The 23051-nt window shown below is 36.3% G+C and carries 6 protein-coding genes; 3 read left to right on the forward strand and 3 right to left on the reverse strand.

Annotated elements, in window-relative coordinates; genetic code table 11:
- Positions 1–15: 15 nt before the first annotated feature.
- Positions 16–17361: a T9SS type B sorting domain-containing protein gene (locus Q4500_RS07620; protein ID WP_303599095.1), complete on the reverse strand. Its 17346-nt coding sequence runs from the start codon at positions 17359–17361 to the stop codon at positions 16–18.
- A 998-nt stretch (positions 17362–18359) separates the two neighbouring features.
- Here Q4500_RS07620 and Q4500_RS07625 point away from each other — a divergent pair.
- Together Q4500_RS07625 and Q4500_RS07630 are read left to right on the forward strand one after the other, a co-directional pair.
- On the forward strand, positions 18360–19196 hold the full coding sequence (locus Q4500_RS07625) for a class I SAM-dependent methyltransferase (RefSeq protein ID WP_303599096.1): 837 nt from the start codon (positions 18360–18362) through the stop codon (positions 19194–19196).
- Entirely contained in the window at positions 19186–19383 is a 198-nt protein-coding gene (locus Q4500_RS07630; RefSeq protein WP_303599097.1) for a hypothetical protein, read from the forward strand. Before Q4500_RS07625 ends, Q4500_RS07630 begins: the two co-directional genes overlap by 11 nt.
- A gap of 188 nt (positions 19384–19571) precedes the next feature.
- Here the strand turns inward: Q4500_RS07630 and Q4500_RS07635 are convergent, their stop codons facing one another.
- Positions 19572–19991, reverse strand: a complete 420-nt coding sequence (locus tag Q4500_RS07635) for a hypothetical protein (protein ID WP_303599098.1) — start codon at positions 19989–19991, stop codon at positions 19572–19574.
- 138 nt (positions 19992–20129) lie between these two features.
- On the opposite strand from Q4500_RS07635, the gene Q4500_RS07640 reads away from it, so the two are divergent.
- Positions 20130–20513 (forward strand): hypothetical protein, encoded by a 384-nt coding sequence (locus tag Q4500_RS07640; protein ID WP_303599099.1) that lies wholly within the window; start codon positions 20130–20132, stop codon positions 20511–20513.
- Between the two features lie 375 nt (positions 20514–20888).
- Here Q4500_RS07640 and Q4500_RS07645 read toward each other — a convergent pair whose 3' ends face one another.
- Entirely contained in the window at positions 20889–23051 is a 2163-nt protein-coding gene (locus tag Q4500_RS07645) for a type IX secretion system membrane protein PorP/SprF (RefSeq protein ID WP_303599100.1), read from the reverse strand.

The following is a 23051-nucleotide window of genomic DNA, read 5'->3' on the forward strand; positions in this document are numbered from 1 at the left end:
TTTTAGGTTAAGTTTTTAACGGTATAAAGTAAAGTGTCCAACAAATTCTCTTTCATCACGATCGCCGTTCAGTTTAATTACATACCAGTAATCTCCGGTTGGCAATTCGTTGTCTAAGTATGTTCCATCCCAACCTTCAGAATCAACTTCTTGTTCGGAAACCACTCTACCATAACGATCAAATATTTTTATTAGTATTTGAGGGTATTGTTCAATGTTTCTAGGTATCCATAAATCATTCTGCCCATCACCATTAGGTGTAAAGAAATTATCAACTTCAATGTCTATGAACTCCATAAATATGTTAGCAATCGTAGAACATCCGTTCTCATCAACAACACGCACTTCGTAGGTGTCTGTTCTTGTAACATAGAATATATTATTATCACCATTGTCAAAACCATCGAAGTAGTAAGTATAGCCTTCACGACCACCTTCTACAACAGCAGTTATTTCATTCATGTTATTCTGCTCCAAAACAAGTGTCAATGGCTCAAATGCTTCTATTACAAAGTCAATTGTTTGTAAACAACCATTAGAGTGTGCAATGGTAATATAATGGTTACCTGGTGCCGAGTTTCTAAAATCAGGATTCAACTGAAAAGCAGCTGGATCAACAGAATCTATCGCATAAAGCACATCGCCAATTACACTATCATCTTCTAAAGTTATATTCACAAAATTGTCTGGTGTATCACTTGAACATTCATAAACTGGTACTACAGTAGCATTTAAGTTTACACCTGTTTCAATATCAACTACTACGTTAGTATCACAACCATTGGCATCTTTAATTACGATTAGGTAATTACCTGCAGCCATGTCATAGAATTCTGTTCTGTTCAATACAAAGTCTGCATCGTCATTAGAATTCAGTGCCGTGCTATATGGTGCCGTACCACCTGTTATTTCAAGGATGATAGAACCATCTTGACTATCAACACAAATTTCTGGTGTTGTCTCTGCAGTTACTTCTAAACTTGACGGCTCTGAAATAGTATATGTCAAGTATTCGAAACAGCCATTTTGATCTTGTGCAATTATTGTATACTCACCAGCTGTCAATTCGGTAAATGTACCATCAGCATAAAACTGGTTCAAGTTCGGAGAAATTGCATATTGATAACCACCAGCTCCACCTGAAAGTGTAACCGTAATCTCGCCATCATTTTCACCAGAACATGTAATATCTATTACATTTTCTGTGTATGTCAATGGTGTTGGTTCAACAATAATAACAGTTTCTGGTGTTGTTTCACAATCATGACTAATTACAGTTACATAATACGTACCTGCACCTAAATCTCTAAACACTCCTTGAGATTGTGGACCAGCAATTCTAGAAGCTACGCTTAAAGAACTATCGGTAAATAATTCATATTGATAGTTTCCTAATCCGCCATCAGCAGTTGCATAAATAATTGCCGTGCTTTCGCCAGTACAATTCAGTACTGCAGCAGTTTCATCAACAAATAACAATAATGGCGGTATTTCGCTTTCTGTAATCGCATTAGAGATTGCAGATTCACAACCGTTAATTGCATCACGTACATAGAATTGATATCTACCAGCTTGATATGTACCAGTTTCTGGCAAGTAAACTACATTGCCTGTCATTGGTAAGAAGTTGATATTGTCAACACTATACTCGTATGAACCACTACCACCTGACGCGGTAAGTTCAAATTCTGCACCTTGTGCACATGTTAATGCATCGGTTCTTATTAAGCTAGCCTGTACTTCAGTTGGCTCTCTAACCTCAACAGTATTTGTTGTGGTATCACAATTCCATCCATCAACTACGGTAATACTATACAAACCTGCACCTAAATCATTGAAATTAGGATTCGTTTGTGCTCCCGTTGTGGTTGTAATTGTAGTACCAGCTTCATCATAATAGTTCAACTGATAGCTATATATACCACTACCGCCACCGGTTACATTTGCAGTAACTACGGCTCCAGTATCACCGTAACAAGCTAAGTCTGTTACAAGCGGAGTTGCGTTTGCCACTATTGGTGTCGCTGCTGCCAATGTTTCTGTATAGTTTACTACACATCCGGCATTATCGGTAATACTTATGGTATAAGCGCCTGAAGCTAAATCAGTAAATATTCCTTCATTAACATCATCCATTGTAAAGACATCACCAGTTGTCGTGTTTGTTAATACAATATCATAAAGCCTATACCCGCCTTCAACCTCAACTCTTATTACACCTTGGTCATCAGTACAAGTTGCTTCTGCCAAAGTTGTAACAGTTCCGCTTAACGCTATATCTGGAGATACAATAGTCACCATATTCGTGTCTTCTGAACATAAAGGAATATCGGTTTCTGTAATAGTAACATAATAGCTACCGCCAGATAATCCTGTTATTGTTCTTGGGTTAACACTAGTATTTGATGCTGTAGAAGGTATAACAGATGTACCTGCAGCATTGAACACTTCATAAGTGTAATTACCCGTGTACCCATCAATATCAATTTCTAAGCTACCATTTGCATCACCAAAACATGTAACTGCTGATACCGGAGTAGCCGTTGCCGTAATAAAATCGAACGGAGCAACAGTATAACTAGCTGTATTTACATAACAACCCGTATCTAAATCTGTAACTCTAAATACATAAGAACCAACAGTGTTTAAATCGTACGTTGCAGAAGTTGCTGTTGAGCTGATAAGCGTAGCCGATGTATTTCCTATAGGTAGCAATTCATAACCATAGTTATGTGCCAAACCATTATCTGCAACAGTAATTGTTACTGTTTCATCAATAGTACAGTTTATAGCTACATCTTGAGCAATTGAAGCTGTGAACGTGTTGATAGGTTGAATTGTAACCGTATCAAACGTAGTACAACCTTTGGCATCTTTTACATATACATCTATAGTTTGTGCACTTCCTGTATCGGATACATTGAATGTATTTTGTGCTTGGAAGATGTTATTATCTAAACTGTATAAGTATGGTGCGGTACCTGTACCTGCGCCAGCAGTTGCCGTTATTGTTGCCGTGTTAACACTATTGTCTAATGAACAACTAAACTCTGTTGCCACTGCACTAACCGTTAATTCTAATGGTTCTGTGATAGTTTCATTCTTGATGTCTTCACAACCTCTACTAGAAATAACTCTTACTTGATAATCACCTTCTGTTAATCCTGTAAATAAAGGATTTGTTTGAGATGCAATCGGAGTAACCAAATCAGCAATATCATATAATTCATATTGATACTCAGGGTTTGTATTTGTAGCCGGATCAATATTAGCTCTAATACTACCATCTGTACCACCGAAACAACTTACGTTTACAATTGTTGCATCTAACAACACTGGATCAACCGGCGCATCTAATGTCTGAGTCACTGTTCTTTCACAAATAGGATTTGTTGTATCTAAATCTCTTACTAAGAAACTATATGTACCCTCAATGACTAAACCTGTAAAGATTGGATCATTCGTCTGAGTTACAGCAGCACCTGTTGGTGGTGTCATTACAAACTCAAGGTTTGTTGAACCACCAGTTACATAAACCGTGATTTCACCACCTGGTATTGACGAACAATCAATAGACTTATCTACTATCGTAGAAACATCCATTTGCTCATAAAGTACCACCGCATTAGTTGTAAAAGGACAACCCCATTGGTCTATAATCGCTACGTCATAACTACCAGCACCTAAACCTGAGAATACTCTCGTATTTTGTGGTGCACGGAAATCAGTACCGTTTAATCTTAATTGGTATGTATAGTTACTTCCTTGTCCGCCAGTAGGCATACTCACTTCAATTTCTCCTTGTAAGTTTGTACAGTTCTCTATGTTTACTTCTAATATTGCCGCTATCGCGTCTGGAACATCAAGTACAATATTGTCTTGAATTAATCTTTCACAACCTTCAGCGTCACGAGCCCAAGCTTGGTACGTTCCAGCGGTAAGCGAATTAAAAGTAGCACCTGCCACGAAATCTACAGTTGCAGGAACTCCCACACCTACATAGTATGTATAGCCACCCCAACCACCAACTACGTCAATGATTGTAATTGAACCATCATCACCAGGATTACAGGTAATATCAGTTACTACTGTAGACCCACTAATATCAGCTGTAGGACCGTTTATAGTGAATGCTTCTGTATTTGTACAGAATGGGTTATTATCTTGTGTTATGGAAACATAGTAATTACCAGCTTCTAAGCTAATGTCAGCTGTAGGACCATTTGTAGTTGCTTCTGTACCAGAAATAACAATAGTATCATCGCCAATATTTGCTAATGTGCCTTCAGTGTCATAAATAGTCCAAGTAAATCCGCCAGGGTATGTTGCATCAACTAATTCAAAGTTAACTGCGCCCGTTGCAGTGCCATAACAAATAACATCACTTGTTTTTACAATATCAATGGTAAATGTATTTGGCTCTACGAGAGTTTGCGTCGCAGAAACGATACACCCTGTATCTAAATGCCTTGTTAGAATCGTATACGATCCCGCAGATAATCCGCCGAAAACGTTCATTGATTGGTAGTTTACACCATTATCAATACTATACTCAAATTTAGTAGCATCACCTAAGGTTGAAGTTACGACTACTGTTAATTCCCCATCACTAATTGGATCACAAGTAACCGTATTGGAAACATTTGCAACTGCATTAGTAATCTCATCAAAAGGAAGAATGGTTTCGGTTGTAGAACCTGAACATCCTTTATCATCATACACATTGATAGTATATGTATCACCTGCTCTATTTGTAACAATCAATACGTTAGACGCACCAGATTGTACAATAGCTGAACCACTATCTGAAAATTCATAAATTACATAGTTACCGCTACCTCCCGTAATGGCGGTCTCGTCAACCGTAATTGTAGCATTGTTCGGGTTATTACCTACAGTACAACCGAATTCAACTACCGAAGTATTGATATTCGAAATTAATGCGGGTTCATCTATTACAATGTTACCAGAAACAGTACTACAGCCATTTGTTCCTGTTGCAGTCACAACATAGGTATTTGGAGGTAAACCTTCAAACGTATTGTTGCTTGGGTTAAATGTTCCTGCTACAGGAGATATGGTAAACGTTAACGGATTTACGCCGTTTTCGGTTTGAGTCAATGTAATTGAACCGTCGTTTGATCCAAAACATGTTATGTCTATATGAGAATCTGTAAATACCGGCTGAATTGCAGGAGCTAATTCTTGCGTTACCGTTAATTCACAAACCGGGTTTGTTGTATCTAAATCTCTTACTAAGAAACTATAATTACCATCAACAGTTAATCCTGTAAATGTTGGATCGTTTGTTTGTGTAACATTAGCACCTGTTGGAGGTGTCATTACAAACTCAAGGTTTGTAGAACCACCCGTTACATTAATCGTAATTGTACCACCTGGTATACTTGTACAATCAATTGCTTTATCTACAGAAGTAGTAGCGCTTAACTGTTCGTATAATTCTACAGGTAATGTTGTAAAAGTACAACCCCACTGATCTGTAACGATTACCTCATATTCACCGGCACCTAGACCAGAGAAAACTAACGTGTTTTGTGGTGAACGGAAATTAGTACCATCCATTACCAATTGGTAAGTATAGTTACTTCCTTGTCCGCCAATTACACCGCTAACAGTAACCTCTCCTTGTAAATTAGTACAGTTTTCCTGAGTTACTTGTAAAGTAGCTGCTATTGGGTCTGGAGTATCAAGTACAATATTATCTTGAATTAATCGCTCACAACCTTCTGCGTCACGAACCCATGCTTGGTATGTACCCGCTCCTAATGCTGTGAAAGAAGCATCTGCTACGAAATCAGTTGGTAATGTTGGTGCTACCGTATCAACAAAATATGTATAACCGCCCCAACCACCGACTACGTCAGTAATCGTAATTGACCCATCAGTTCCAGGAACACATGTAATATCAGTTACTATAGTATCTCCTGTAATATCAGTATCAGGACCAGCAATATTGAAAAATTCAACATTAGTACAGAAAGGATTGTTTGTTTGTGATATAGAAACATAGTATTCACCAACACCTAAATTAATAATTGGTGTAGGACCATTTGCTAATTCTGTACCACTAAGGACAGAAGTATTATCGGTACGGAAAATTTCCCAATCGAAACCTGTGTTATATGTAGCGTCTACTAATTCAAAGGTTACTTCACCAGTATTTGTTCCAAAACAAACTACATCACTTGTCTTAACTACATCGATTGTATATGTATTTGGTTCTTCAATTATAGCTGAAGCTGTTATAATACAACCTGTATCCGTATGTCTTATTAAGAAGTTATAGTTACCTGCTGATAATCCACCAAACACATTGTTAGGAACATAAGTTGTACCGTTATCGATACTATATTCATATTTCGTATCATCACTAGCAGAAGATGTTGCCGTAACAGTAATTACTCCGTCACTACCTGGCGCACAAGTAACTGTTGTCGTTACATCTGCCGTAGCTCCTGTTAATTCATCATAAGGCAATACCGTTGCCGTGGTGCTACCTGAACAACCATTGTCATCATATACATTAATAGTATAGGTGTCTCCTGTTCTATCAGTAACCGTTAATACATTTGATGGTCCAGACTGAACAACAGCAGAACTGCTATCAATGAACTCATACGTAACGTAAGTATTACTGCCGCCTGTTATTGCTGCAGTATCTACAGTTACCGTTGCATTGTTTGAATTGTTACCAACGGTACAACCAAATTCAACAACGTCAGCAGTTACATTTGTTATCTGTAGAGGAGTTCCAACAGGACTGTCAACTTCTAATTCACAACCACGACCAGAAGTAACACCAACCACATAATCTTCAGCAGGTAAATTTGTAAAAGTACCTGTTGTTTGTGGTGTGCCAACCGGAGTTAACGTTGATGGTGCTGTTCTAATATATAGTTGGAATTCATAAACAGGATTATCCATTGATGCATCCAATGTAGCAACGATAGTACCATCAGAATCACCAAAACAAGTAACATCTGTCATCACCGTAGTAAATAATACAGGTGTAGCCAATTCAAGTTCAATAACTGTTTGAGCACTACATCCACTTAGCGTAGTATCATATACAAATGCAGTATACGTACCAGAATCTAAACCTGTAAAGCTAGCCAATGGTTGTGGAGCTCCGTTTACACTTACGCCACCTTCAAATAATTCGTATTCATAATTTGTAGAACCGCCAAAACCTTTTATTAAGATTTCACCGTCTCCTTCAGCACAAGATGGTTGTGCCACAACCTCAGCTGAAATAGAAACTGGGGTAAAAATCTCAATGTTTTCTACATTTCCACATCCGTTAAAATCACGAACCTGAACAGTATAATTTCCAGAACTAAGGTCAGTAAACTGATGCGTTGAACCAGCAGTAGTTAACGTAGAAGACTGATATGAACCACTGTTTACACTTAGTGTGTATGGTTGAGACCCTTCGCCATCTAATGTAATTTCTATAATAAAGTCACCTTCATCTGCAGTACATTGGTTGATTACCAAACCAGAAATAGCTGGTGTTGGGTCATCTGCAATAGTAACATCTATTGGTAGGGCAGTTGAACAGCCATTACCATCCATCACGTAAATATCCCAATCTGTATTTGTAGAAGGATCTAATTCTTTGTAATTATTAGTCTCATAATCGCCAGCTACCGGAGTAACTCCGTCTTCAACATATGCATAGGTATAAGAACCATTACCACCTCCTGCAATAACAGTAACATTGGCATCTTCTGAACAGTATCCATTATTTTGGTCTGCCAAAGTCAATGTAACTGGATTAGGCTCTAAAATTCTAAACTCAAATGTATTCGTACATTCAGGAGTAGCCGCTTCTTGGAAGAATAATACATAATCTCCAGGAGGAATACTTGATACTGTTTCCAAAGCAGTTGGACCAGGTCCGTTTGGACCAATTACACTACCTGAATATGCAGCACCAACTGGTGTATTCGTTATACTTTCTCTAATTTCATAATTAATAGTGGTTACACTAGTATCATATAGTTCAAATTGGAACGAAATAGAACCGTTTGTATCTCCAAAACAAGCTACATCGGTAACTGTTGGGTCTGCAACAACATCTATTGCTGATAAATTAGGAATATCGACCTCAACGAAACTAGAACAGCTAGTATTGGTGTCAATTACTTGAAAAACATAAGATTGACCAGGATTAAGTCCGTTATAAGTAGCTACTTCCTCATTTGGATTAGCACCTGCAGCCTCTGAATCTGGAATAGTTCCCGCACCATATATGGTAAAATCATAATTACCAGAACCACCACTAGCCAAAAGCTCTACAGTACCTCCAGTAATACAACTTACTGCAGGAACAACTGCATCTACAGATAAGTAAGGATTAGAAAGAACTCTTACCGGGTTTTGATAAAACTCACAACCATTAGCATCTAATACACGAACATAATAATCTCCAAACGCCAAGCCATCAAAAGTAGCAGTAGTCGCCGCTGTATTTACAATAGGGTTTGGACCCGTAGTAGCAACGATATTATTAAGGTTGTCATATAAGGTATATGTAAAATTAGGCACACCACCACTTGTAATAGTGATATCAATACTACCAGGAACGTCTCCTGTTGCGCCACAACTAACATCGGTAGCAACAACATTAGCGTCAAATAATACTGGGTCGATAATTGTAACAGAATGGGTATAAACACACTCTTTAGAATCTCTAACCGTATAAGTATACGTACCGGCAGCCAAACCTGTATAAACCCTTTGGCTTGTGAAGGCACTACTTTCAAAACTAATTTGATAAGGAGATGACCCAAAATTAGGATCAATGTTTATTTCTATAATTCCATTAGCATCACCAAAACATGTTGGTGGAGTAACTGTTTCCGTTGCAACCGGGTTTACCGTTGGCGTAACCGTAACTATATTTGAAACAGCCGTACAACCTTGGTCATCCGTTACTCTAAATCTATATGTTCCAGCAGCTGCAGTTGTATGTGGGAAAGTTCCTGCGAATGCAGTAAACCCACCACCATTTATTTCTAATTCATAAGCATATGGTGCATAACCGCCAGTTGCTACTAAATTCATACTAGCTTCTGGTGAAGCCGAGCAATCTAGATCTTTAGTTAAAGCAAGACTAGCTGTTAACTGAGTTTCAATATCAAAAGTTACTGTATCTGTACAACCATTGGCATCTCTAATTTCAAAAGTATAACTACCTGGAGTAAGGTTTGTAAACGTATTTGAAGCTGCAAATACACCTGTATTCATTTTATATGAATATGGAGCTAACCCTCCAGTTGCTCCAACTACTATTGTTGCAGAACCTGAAACAGAAGTATCAAAACATACATCTGAAGTTGGTAAAATACTAGCTACTGGAATAACCGGTGCTACCAAAGTAAAGGTATCCGTATCAGTACATCCGTTTGCATCGGTAACCGTAATGGTATGTAAACCTAATTGATCAAGACCAGTAAATATTCCTGTGTTTTGTGCTGGCGTCAAAGAAGCATCTGGTAATTGAATTACATAAGAATATGCAGAAGTTCCACCAGTAACCGTAATGTTTACGACACCGTCATCAATACATGTAGGTTGTGTTGCCGTATTAGAAACCGTTAAAACTGCAGGTTCATTAATAATTTGAGTCAACATTTCAGTACAACCAGCAATTGGGTTGTCTACATCTCTAACATAGATGGTATAAGTACCAGCAGCTAAACCTGTTATTTGATGTGTTGCAGCAGTATCACTACCTTCGATAGTTGCAAAAGCACTATCATAGCTATACTCATAACCACCTGCTCCGAAATTGTCAACTTCAAAAGTTATCGTACCAGAATTATCGGCATTACAATCTAAATCTTCGTAAGATAAAATTGCAGCTTCAAAAGCATTACCATCTTGAACATCTACAATAATATCTGTTGTACAATCACTACCATAATTTACCGTAATGGTATGTTGACCAACTGCAGCATTATTGAACACATTGCTCGTTTGAGGCGTATTTCCATCAATGCTGTATGCATACGATGCATCATTGGGAAGTATTGTAATAATTCCCGTTCCATCACAACTGTAATCAACAGAACTACTTAACAAAGGAGCTGTCGGTAAAGGAGCAATAATAATATTTGGAAGGCTTATTAAACAAGCAATATTGTTTGCATCTCTAACTTGAACGGTAAATGTACCATCAGACAAGCCAGTGAATACTGTTCCACCAGCAGTTGCCGCTGTCCAAGTACCACCATTTAAGCTATATTGATAAGAACCAGAACCACCCGTTGTAGGTGTTATGCTACCAACCGTAATTTCTGCTAATTGATTACATGAATAATCTTCTGTTTGTAGACTTTCTGCTACTATTTCAGGTAACTCATCTACATCAACAGATAATGTAACTTCACAATCGTTTACATCTCTAACTCGAACATCATACGTACCAGCCGTTAGATTATTGAATAAGCTAACAGAACCAAAAGTAGTTCCACCATCAACACTATAAGTATATGGTGCTTCACCACCACTTGGTGCTAAAGAAATACTACCGTTATTACCACCAAAACAAGTAACATCAACAACAGTTGGTGTTGCTGCTACAGGAGCATCTTGAGCAATATTAATATCATACATTGCAGGACACGCATCTGCGCCTCCATTATTGTCAAGAACATACACATCGTAATCTCCAGAACCAGAAACGGTAACCGGATTCGTTGTTGCATAATCGCCAGCTGTTGGAGTAACTCCATTGGCAACTACCGCATATACATAATTACCATCACCACCTGCAGCGGTAATATTTATTTCACTATCGGTACCACAAGCAGTTATTGTACTTGCACTTGCGCTAACCGTTACTTGTTGTTCGATAGTTATGGTTTGAGCCGCAGCATCACAACCAAATGCATCGGTAACCTCAACAGTATATGTGCCATTTGAAAGTCCCGTGAAAGTATACGTTGTAGCATCTATTGGAGCCGGAGTAACATAAGAACCACCATTGATTCTAAATTGGTAATCACCATTTCCTGCAGTAACATCTACCACAATAGTTGCATCATTACTGCCACTGTAACACGTTGTTTCCTGTAAAGTGAAGATTGGTGTTTCTGGTGCTGTAACTACAATTGGAGTATCGCTTACATCTGAACAACCATTTGTATCTCTAGCACGAACGTAATACGTACCGGCGGGCAATCCGTTAAAAACAGTATCTGGTTGGTATGCAGTTACAATTCCGAGCACATCTTCTTCCAATTGATACGTATAGCCTGGAGTACCACCTGTTGCACTAGCCGTAATTTCTGCACCGCCATTGTTACATGTAAAATCTTGTGTAAGATCTGCATCGGCAACAACTAATGTTGGTTCATCAATAGTACGATCGAAAAATGTTGTACACCCTGGTAAAGTGCTTGCCGCATCTCTAACATAAACTGTATAATTACCAGCTGCAAGTCCTGATATTGTTTGTGGAGATACTGTAGTACTACCTAAAATACTAGCAAAATTATCTAAACTATATTCGAATCCGCTTGCACCATAATTAGCTACCTCAAAAGTTATCGAACCAGAGTTATCTGCATTACAATCCAAATCTTTAGAAGAAAGCACTGCTGCTTCGAAAGCAAAACCATCTTGAACATCTACAACAATAACCGTAGTACAATCACTACCATAATCTACGGTAATGGTATGTTGACCTACTGTTGCATTAATAAATACATTATCACCTATTTGAGGCGTATTACCATCAATACTATAGGTATACGTTGCATTGTTTGGAAGAATTGTAATTATTCCTGTACCATCACAACTATAAGCAACACTACTACTTAAAGAAGGTACCGTTGGTAATGGAGCTATTATAATTTCAGGAAGAGTTACAACACAATTGATATTGTTTGCATCCCTAACTTGAACCTGATATGTATTATCCGTTAAATCTGTAAAAACTGCACCCGCCGCCGTAGCCGCCGTCCAAGCGCCACCATTTAAGCTATATTGGTAAGAACCAGAACCACCTGTTGTAGGTGTTATGCCACCAACAGTAATTTCTGCTAATTGATTACACGTATAATCTTCTGTCTGTGCGCTTTCCGCTATAATTTCAGGCAATTCATTTACAGAAAGTGATAATATCGCTTCACAACTATTTGCATCTCTTACCCTAACATCATAAGTTCCAGCGGTAAGGCTATTAAAAGAACTTTCCGTACCGAAAGTACCGCCATTGATACTAAATGTATAAGGCGCCTCACCACCACTTGGTGCTAAAGAAATACTACCGTTATTTCCGCCAAAACAAGTAACATCTACAACAGTTTCTGTTGCGGCTACAGGAGCATCTTGGTCTATTGTAATCACATATGAAGATTCACAGAAATCTGCCGTTCCACTATTGTCTCTTACATACACATCATAGTCACCTGTTCCGGTCACCGTAACTGTATTACTTGGGTCGAAATCACCAGCTGTTGGTGTAATTCCATCATCAACAACAGCGTACACATAATTACCATCTCCACCAGCACCACTAATAGTAATATCGGTTTCGGTACCACATGCCGTAATATTACTAGCACTTGCAGTAACCGTTAACGCTGGGTCTATAGTAATACTTTCTGTACCTGTACAATTATTGCCATCTCTAACATCGATAGTATATGTTCCTGCTGATAATCCTGGGAATACACTAGTACTACTAAAAGCACCACCGTTCAAGCTATATTCAAAAGTGCCATCACCACCAGAAGAAACACTAGCGGTCAATGTCAATAATACAGCATTGTCAAAACAATCTTGATTAGGTGTTATTTCTAAAACTGGAGCAGTCGCAGGATTTAGATCAAAAGTAAAAGGAATACTACAGTTATTAGCATCGGTAATAGTACCGTTGTAGGTTCCTGTTTGTGATAGGCCATTGAAAGAACCTGTAGCATTAGAACCAAATACGGTATTATCTGGATTGTTCAGTTCATAAACATAACTTCCCCATCCGCCATCTGCAAGAACACTTACACTACCGGCCGATGTACAGCTTGGCTGTATTTCTGTTAAACTAGAAATTGCCAATGCCGAAGCGGGACCTTCTAATTCATGTGAAGCACTGTATGTACAGTTAGTATCAGTGTCAACAATAGCTATGGTATACATACCAGCAGCTAAGTTGTTGATATTATCGATTAAAGCTTCAGTACCACCAGTTCTTTCAACTCCTGTTGGACCCGTAATTGTGTACGTGAAATTTTGACCTGCTTGGAAGTTTACATTAAAACGGATAACGCCATCTGCAGCACCAAAACAACTAATTGGTTGTGTTGTTTGCCCACTTGCCGATATTGGGCTAATCGCATTTATCGTATAATTTTCTTCATAAAAACAACCATCGACATCGGTAACTCTTACAGTATAAGTGTCAGGAGCCAAGCCTTCAAAAACAGCTTCGTTACCTGAAGTACTTGTAGGGGTTAAAGCAGAAGGTGCCGTAATTGTATAAACATATGGCGCCGCACCATTAATTGCATTTACTGTTAAATTAGCGGTTTGTGCCGGACATGAAATTTGTGATTCTGTAATAGTTAAATCTGTTGGAGGATTTGGTCTGTCAATTACAATTTCGTCTGTACTTAGCGTACATCCATTGGCATCTCTAATTACAAGATTATAAGTACCGTCAGTTAAATTTTCAAAACGATGTGCGTTTACGGTAGTATCTGGAATAAAGTTGATTCCGTCAATACTATATTCATATGGAGCAGTACCTCCGGTAACATTTTGTGCTTCAATAATACCCTCTTGAAGACAAGTATAATCTTGAATTAAAACCGAAGTTCCACTAACTGCAGAAGCAGGTGCGGCAATTGAATAGTTTTCTTCGTAATCACATGATGCACTACCTTTTCTTTGATTGATTACAACTCTATAATCACCATCTTCCAAGTTTGGAAAAAGACCTGTTGTATTCTCGCCTAAAGGTTGGTCATCAGAATCAAAAAGAAAGAAGGTTAATTGATACCCGTTATTATCTATTAAGTTAAATTGAATTCTACCTGTAGATTCACCAAAACAAAGTACATCAACCAGTGTTATAGCATCGAACTCGGCGGCCGGCTCAAACTCGATAGTTACCGTATTAGATTCTTTATAACAACCATTTCTATCTAATACTACAAAGACATAATCACCTGGATTTAAAATGTCGAATATTTGACTTGATTGAAAGTCAGTTGCCGGTATATCTGCATAAGTAGGATAAGAAGTAACCGTAGTTCCAGATTCATCAACATAAGACCAAATTGCATAGGTGTGCGGTGTTTTACCACCTTCTGAGTCCATTAAAATATTACCTTCTCTACACGTAATATGTTGAGAAACCCTTGCGGTCAGTTCTAAGTCGTTTTCATCTAAAACAGTAACTTCTTCGCTATAAGAACAACCATCATCTGTAGAAATATAAGCGATATAATCGCCAGCACTTACATCTGTAAAAGAATAATTATTATCTGCATGACCATTTTGGCTGTCTATTAAAGTTCCTAATCCGCTATTTGTACCATCATCTCTTCTAAGTTCAAAAGCATATGGTGGATCGGCATCAGTAATCTGTAGCGTAACAGTACCTAAATTGAAACACGTTTCTGGAGTTACACTTACACTATAAGTTATAGCTCTTTCTCTAATACCTATTACTGGTGTAGTAAAGATACAGGCATCTTGTATAGGGTCGCCGTTTAAATCAAGTTGGGTAACCTCTACTCTATAAGAACCATTTTCGCTAGAAGCAAAATCAAAACTAGGTCCGTTGTTTGCACTAAATGGAACGATATTAGCATTAGTGTCGTTATCTACGAGTTGATATCCATATCCATTTCCAAGATTTGTAATGGTAATGTTACCTTCGGTATCACAAATGATATCACTATTATTAAATTCTATATCTAAGTTATTCTGAAAACCTTTAAAATAAAAACTACTTGTACAACCGTTTTGATAAACAACTGAAAGCCTGTATTCACCTGGCGCGTTTAATAAATAATTACTGCCAGTACCAACTTCTGTATATGCACATGTAAGTGCTCTATTGGCACAATCTTCTCCAACATCTACACCACAGCTACCTTCAACCAAACGTTCCCAAGCTACACTTTGTGCATCAACTATATTTACTGCTAAAGGTTGCGAATCATTAATACCACATAAGAATATTTTTGGTAAGTAAGAGTTGTCATCAGAACAAAAAACAATCTCGCCAGGTATATCGTTGCTAGGGTCAGTATCGCCATTTACTTCATTAAAGTATTCTGTAACCGGGTTAGGTAAATTACCAGAACCAAATGGTTCTACAGTAATAATCTCTTTAAACCCTTTACAAGGGTCAGCAACAATTTTATCTACTATATACTGTCCAACAAGAGTTACAACTTGTGTACTAGGGTCATTATCTGGATCACCATCATTAATTTCAATATCAGATGCATCAATTTCTCCATTGTTATTTGTATCGCGATACCATATGTAAGAATCAAATCCATCGCCCGCATTTAAAATGGCACTAGCACCACAAAGCTCTATGGTTCTTTCAAAATTACAATCGGATAGATCATCTAAAAGAAAATTGGTTGCTCCTGGAATTATAAACCCACATGTATTAAAATCGGTAACACTTGGATCATCTGTAACTTGGGCAGAATTATTTTCTCCTCTATAAGAACTATAAGCAAGGTTCTCTATTAAATCTGAACAAGCATTGATAAAGTCAAAACAATTTTCGGCAACTTGAACTCGAAAAATAATAGAATACTCACCATCTTCATCTTCTACATAAACATCTGGTATATTGAATACTATCTCTCTACTTGCTGAATCATAAGTATAGGTTATTTCATAACAGGTTCTAGGTGACCCGGTACATATCGGCGCGGGAAAAGAAAAATCGGTATCATTAAAAAAGCTTCTACCATCTGGTGGTGAAACGTTTACTGGCAATATATCTCTAATGGTATAGTTTACCCCATCATCATTACCAATATTTTCAAAGGTCAATACATAATCAAGAGTTTGACCTAAATTTACACCTTGCCCGGTAATGTCTACACCACCAGGTGTCTGTACTCTTTTTTCCAAAATAATGTTTGGGGCAATAATATCTACATCAAAAGAAGTAAAGAAAATATCATATTTGTCTTGTGAAGAACTAGCCCTTAAAACGGCACTATTGGCACCATTAGGTATTATAGTATTACTAGCACCACCATTAGGTATTTCAAAAAGGTCAACATCCCAACCTAAGGTATTTATACTATTAGGGTTTCTGGTTGTATATTGAGTATCAAATTGAGTAATACTAGAATTGAAAAAATTATTAGCTGGGTTTTGACCATTTGACAATGTAGTAAAAGAACCGTTTGCATTAATTTGTAATGCATCTCCACCAATCCTATTATCACCTTCTAAAGCAGCAACACCCATATTTGCATACACTGGAAAAGGAGCTGGTAAGGTTGTAAATCCGTTTACTGGAATATCAATACTTTCTCCCGATTTAACACCCGCATAACCATCAAAAGTGGTTATAAATTTGTCACCGGGAAGGTTTGGATTTTCATAAACAATAACCATTTTCCATCCACCTGAAATACCACCTGAAATATTATTACCAGTGCTTGCCCTAACATTTGCAACAAAGTAATCTCCATTAGGATTTGCCAATCCTGATACAATAGAAGTTACATCTTTGTATGCAGCGTATGGACTATAATATCCAAAATCAGCATCGCCTGCACCATCAAAAATTATCTCATCTGCAGTAATGTCTTGATAAGACCCACCAGGGGTTCTAAACTTAATATCATCAATATTACTTCTATCTGAATTTACATATACAGCTGACCAATATAAACCTGCATAACGCACTAAAGAACAATCAACATCGGGGATTACCAAGTTCGCACTACTAGAACTAAAAGTACTGGTATCACTATCGACATCAATGTATTGCATGTCATAATTATCATTATAATTTGAAGCACTACCTGTGTCATTCAAAGGATCATTTGGAGATACTTCTGGGGTAGTAACGTTTTCCCTTCTCCATCTACCATTTCTAAAAACCCATTGTCTACGAGTGCTTTCTGGTATACGTCTGTTGACAATGTTATTCGCTATGAAGGTAAGTTCACCTCGAATATCAGCTTCGTAACGTACGTCAAAATCATTTTTAACTTGAGAAACGGCGGTCTGTAAACCTAGTGCCAAGAATAAAATGAAAAATAAATATTTGGAGGAATTTTTTCCCATAAGAGAAATGTATTTGGTAAAATCTAAAAATTGAGTCAGTTTGGTCATTTTATAAATTTGCTGAAGCCTTCCTATCATTCGATATCAATACCGCATCGTTCAATGGGGAATTTTCCAATAACAAATATTAACCATACTAGTTGGCTAAAGAATTTATTGTTGTAGCAACGATGTTTTCTGTTGTGAAACAGCAAATAGAATGGGTTTACGTTTTTTAGAAAAGAGTGTATTTCAACGATTAAGTACGTACTACCGCAACTTTAATATTTTGATTTTTTTAATAATTAGGTAAAAAATTAGTTGTGAAAACTCTCGAAAAACCTACCAGTTTTTGAATTCTAAAGTGGCAATTATTATATTAGAAGGACCCAGTTTTTGATAGGGGAAATTCGATTTTAAGCGGAAAAAAAATTGAAATAATACTATTAAAAAATGAGAGTTTTGAAGTCAATTCTTTCTTAAAAAACACCTCAAATTTACTACGACACATTCTTAAGGTGGATATATAAAAGAAGTAGAAATAAGAATAATTGTATTAATAAAGATGATTGAGTTTTATAATAATGCACACAAAATGAATGCTTTTTAAATAGTTGTATTGATTTTACAAAAATTCATTCGAAATCCAGTCCATTAAAATGTACTTGGTTCAGGCGCGAATTAGTCGCTCTACAGAACAATTATTAATTTGAAGCACTTTATTGGGTATCTAATTCACAATTGCTAAAAGAGGCTAATAAGTGTGTTAAACAAACTTCTTTAATCCTTAGTCCCGCCAATTATCTATTGTAGTAAGCCAAGTATAAATTAAGAATGGCTATCTTTAAAATCTGCTATACTAATTCTACATATTATCTAGGTCTTTCTAAAAAGACGAGCTCGACCAACGAGTACTTAGTGCATAGAGACTTTCTAATGCACAGATAATAACAACCCATTATTTTATAAAAATTTAAACAGAAACAATTGATTAAAAAATCGATTGCAGTATCTCTTTCAATTGTAGTACACAATTCGAAATGCGATGCTCTTACCGTAAATCAAAAATGAAAAGTGAACAGTTAATACCAAGAAATATAGAGATGTTCTATAACAAAGCATCTGAAGAAACCAGACTAGAAAAAGGCATGGGCCTATTTGAGTTTGAAAGAATAAAATCGCTTATTGAAAAACACCTTTCTACATCATCTTCTAAGATTATAGATGTTGGTGGTGGTACAGGAAAGTATGCTGAGTGGCTTGCCAAAAAAGGTCATGAAGTTTATTTGGTAGAACCCGTTGCTAAACATTTACAACTAGCAGAAAATAGAGCTAAGAAATTAAAGAACAAGTTCTCGGTTCATTTGGGTGAATCTAGAAAATTAGACTTCCCAAATAATTATGCAGACCTCATCTTACTTCATGGTCCTCTTTATCATCTTCAGAGAAAAGAAGATAGAGAATCAACCATTATAGAAGCTAGGCGTGTTTTAAAAAATGGCGGAATCATCTTAGGATTCGCTATCAATTATACGGCATCAACTTTGGTTGGGCTCTTAAACGGACTCATACACAAAAGGTCATTCTTTGAAATGTGCAAGAATGAATTGACTTCTGGAATTCACAATCCACCAGATGCTTTTCCTTGGCTCTTGACCGAAGCCTATTATCACAAACCCGAACAACTAAAAGAAGAATTCAGACAGCAAGATTTAACCTACTTGAACACATATGCGGTTGAAGGAATGGCTTGGCTTGATAAAGACTTCTTTGCAAACATGCTAAATCATAAAAAGAGAAAGACATTAGTTGAACTACTACAAGTTACAGAAAACGATAGCTACATTTTACCTTTTAGTCCGCATATGATGATAGCTGTAATAAAACAAAAACATGGAAAATAAAGACAGATACTTTAAAGCATTAATTGAAAATAAGAATCAATTAAATGAAATTGACTTAGGAGAAAAAATTCAACTAGATGAAAATGAAACCAGAGAAATAATTACACAACTGTTATCTGAGCATAGAATTAGATATGACGAAAACAGTGTTTGTAATTATCGGGTTATAAATAAAAGGAGTAGGTGATATTGAAAATAAATATCGGCTAGGTTGATTTTTAAAAAACGGATTTCAATTTAAACGGGAAAAACAATAATCTTGATTTTCAAGATTTAATATAACAAGTAACATCCGGAAATCTGTTTGGTTTCCGGATACTTGAAAAGTGTTTTTTATAGTGTCATTTGGCAAGTACCTACAGTAAAAAGACTTGCTCAATTATAAGTGATGTTATCTTTTACATTTTTTACTACAAATGAATTTTCATCAATCCAAACAAGATTCCAATGTATAATAGGACGTGTATTGTAGCTTTCAAGAGTTACTGATTGATCTTGAGTATTAAAAAGATAATATCCAGAAATTCCTCCTTGGTGAATTTCATTTCCACATCTCCGCCCGATTCTCCTTTCAGAATTAAAAGTCATGCGAAATTTACCGGTAGTAAAAAAACGAAGTTCACTACCAATTTTCAAAGTTCTACTCCGCTTATAAACTGTAATTTCAGTATCACCTTCTTTTATAATTTTATAAACTTTCCAACGATCAATTAGAAAAGATTTAGATATTTCCTTCTCTTGAGCAAAACTTAATTGAGCTAAAAAAAGAGTAAGCAATATTATTGAATTTCTCATAAATCAGAGAAAACAAGAACCGTTCCAACATAAGTAACATTGCCTGCAAAAGAAATTGAAGATTACTATTCTCTTATTACATTGATGATTCCATATTAAAATCAAGTAACGTGTATTGATTTCATTCGTCTTGAACTTATGAAAGGAATACTAATAGTACTTCTCATACTAATTCAAGGTCAAGTTGAATCTGATAGCATACTGAAGAAAGAATTAATTGGTACATGGAAAATTGAAAAAGTTCAGGTCACACGACCGGGAGTTTGCATTCAAAATGATTTCAGCCAAATGATTGGGACTACTTTTAAATTTACAGAAAGTCAACAACTATTGATAACTTCAAAAAGTAACTGGTTTCAGTTTAAGTATAAAGAGGAGATACTTTGGTATTTAGAAGATGATTATCTTATTATAAAATCGAAAAACCATCAAGAATATTATCGTTCAAAAATCACTTTTAAAAAAAGCAAGTTGAATTTACATCTTGGTAATTTGATTGCAATTCATTTAATAAAGAAATAGCAAAAGCAATGTATAGCTTAAAAATTTTATAACATTAAGTGCTATGTAAACGGTAATTTAAAAACTTAGGAAATCTTCACTTTGAGTAGAGATGCAATCAATGATTAAAGTACTATCAAATACGAAAGACATTTAAAAATACTAATTGGTATCGTAATCTATACATATATCAGATTCTTTCAACTTAATTTTATAGATGAATGTTGTTGAAACAATATTCAATGACAATTAAAAATATAATGAAGAGTATATTTTCGATTAAATAAAATACTATTGTTTCTAACTTAAACGTAGTATTTAGTAGTAACAACAAAGACCTTTATCATCTTGGATGAAAAGGTCTTTAAATAATCTTTAAGTTAACTTACAGTCGTTCTAAACCAGCAGTTCATGGTTCACCCTCATAATCCACATCTTCTCATTGTAAGCGTCGTTTAGCTTAGAGTAGTAAGAGATTAAAGCTTTGGTCCAAGAGTCGTGCTTTTTAAGGTATACGTATCTGTAATTGTTCTTAGGGTTGATGAAGTAACTTGCATTTAATCCGAATGAATTTAGCAAGGTCACAAATCGTTTTGCATTCTTAGGGTTAGCGAACACATTTGCAATAAGGTAATAACCAGAACCGGCACCCTCAATAACATAAGATTTTGAATCAGCTTCTCTAGAATCAACATTATCTCTAACCACCTCATTTGAGGTTAGAACATTAGAATCATACTTCGAAGATTTCTCTTTGATCTTATTTACATTACTTGCGTAAGCCTCATTAGTGTATCTGTTATCAACGTTCATAATCCAAGTAGCACCATCATATGTACCGTTCAGTTTATTATCGTGAGCCGCTACTGCTTCTTCAAAAGTATCATAACGTTCTAAGTACACATATTTTAAACCAGTATTAGGATTGTCTATATAATCTGCATTAATGCCCTGATCATTTAGTCCATCAATAAAGTTGTTCATATACTGTCCGCCTTTGTATACATTAGCAACTACATAGTAACCATCTGTAACGTCAGGTAAATCTTTAAACCTTCTGCTTTTAACTCCGTCCTGAGCTACTTCTCTAGTTGCTTTAGCAACGGGAGTAGAAGTATTTCGTGGACTATTTGCAACTACAGCATCTTTTGGTTGCACTTGTTCTTTAAATCTGCTATCAACAGAAGAATTCGTATTTGAATTTGTATTTGTTTCTACTACTTCTTGTCTTTCGTTTGTTACCACTGCTACCCTGTCTTGTTGTATTTGACCAGTTGCTTGATTACTTGTAACTGCCTCACCTGAATTACTTAGGTTATAACTAGAAGCAACTTCAGTGTTACCATTCTCATCAAGGAAAAGCTCTTTTGCTTTATTCTCAAGGTCCGGTCTTTCTCCATTTGTTTCATTTCTAACCATACGCATTACCATGGCAAAACGTCTTTCTAAATCTGATTGACGAATAGCTTCTAATGAATCTTGACGAAACATCAGCTCTTCGATGATGGCATCGTTTTCTGCCAATTTCATCTTCAATTCTTGTATTTCTTCATTAGTAGCAATATTCTCTGGTTCCTCATCATTCTGTACTAAATCATCTTCAAAGTCATCTTCTAACATTACCCTATCTTCCGTAAGGTTTGGAGAGAATGAATATGCAAATGAAATTTCATGAGTAACTCCAAAATTATCAAAGTTGTTGGACAATCCTTTTTCCATGGTATAGCCTAAAGAAATTCTTTGATTTAGGTTAAAACCTACACCAGCAGCTGCGCCATAAAAACTATCATATCCACCTTGGATCCATCCTAATTTTGGAAGATCAAGAATTAAACTTCCACCTAAAGTAACATCTTCTTCTCCAACTTTTCTTACTCTTGCCAAAGGCATTAAACGACCTTGCTCAAAAATACCATCTTGCTTTTCAAACTGATGGGTATATTGTAGGTGACCAGAATATGTTTTGTCTTTAAACTCAGTTACCGATTCGCTGGTCTTTAAGTTGTAGTCAAAAAGGTTTTCTGCAAAAACACCAACATCAAACTTACCGTAAGAAAGGTTAAAACCAGGCTGAAACGATAATAAGTTTTGATCTTGCAATCCGGCTAAAAAAGGATCCTCTTCTACAGTAGATGCTCTACCATTATCAAAACCACTTTGGTAGTAAGAAACGTTTGCACCAAAAGTAAAGTTACTCTTGTCATTCAACTTAATACCGTAGGCATAATTTGCCAACACACCAAAGTTACTTAAGATACCCTCTCTTTGAGAATATAGACTAAGACCTAATCCGGTTTTATCGTTGATACGTCCACTATAGCTTAAGAAATAGTTTTGATTGTTATCATCAAATTGTACCGATTGGTTTCGGTGTAATAAATTGATATAAGATTTGTCTTCCCTAACCGTTGAAAACGTTGGGTTGATTAAGAATCGGTTATACTTCAAAAGGTTCTGGGCAGGAACATCGTATGATACAAACGGATTTTCCTCTTGCCCGCTAACCTTCATGATAGCTAACACAAATAACAATAGATATAAAACACTTTTCTTTAGCAT

The sequence above is a fragment of the Maribacter sp. 1_MG-2023 genome, from assembly GCF_030547005.1.
Taxonomy (GTDB): domain Bacteria; phylum Bacteroidota; class Bacteroidia; order Flavobacteriales; family Flavobacteriaceae; genus Maribacter.

Excerpts from the sequence above, each read along its gene's own strand:
- Q4500_RS07620 (WP_303599095.1), bottom strand. The coding sequence starts at position 17,361 with ATGACCAAACTGACTCAATTTTTAGATTTTACCAAATACATTTCTCTT.
- Q4500_RS07625 (WP_303599096.1), top strand. The coding sequence starts at position 18,360 with ATGAAAAGTGAACAGTTAATACCAAGAAATATAGAGATGTTCTATAAC.
- Q4500_RS07630 (WP_303599097.1), top strand. The coding sequence starts at position 19,186 with ATGGAAAATAAAGACAGATACTTTAAAGCATTAATTGAAAATAAGAAT.
- Q4500_RS07635 (WP_303599098.1), bottom strand. The coding sequence starts at position 19,991 with ATGAGAAATTCAATAATATTGCTTACTCTTTTTTTAGCTCAATTAAGT.
- Q4500_RS07640 (WP_303599099.1), top strand. The coding sequence starts at position 20,130 with ATGAAAGGAATACTAATAGTACTTCTCATACTAATTCAAGGTCAAGTT.
- Q4500_RS07645 (WP_303599100.1), bottom strand. The coding sequence starts at position 23,051 with ATGCTAAAGAAAAGTGTTTTATATCTATTGTTATTTGTGTTAGCTATC.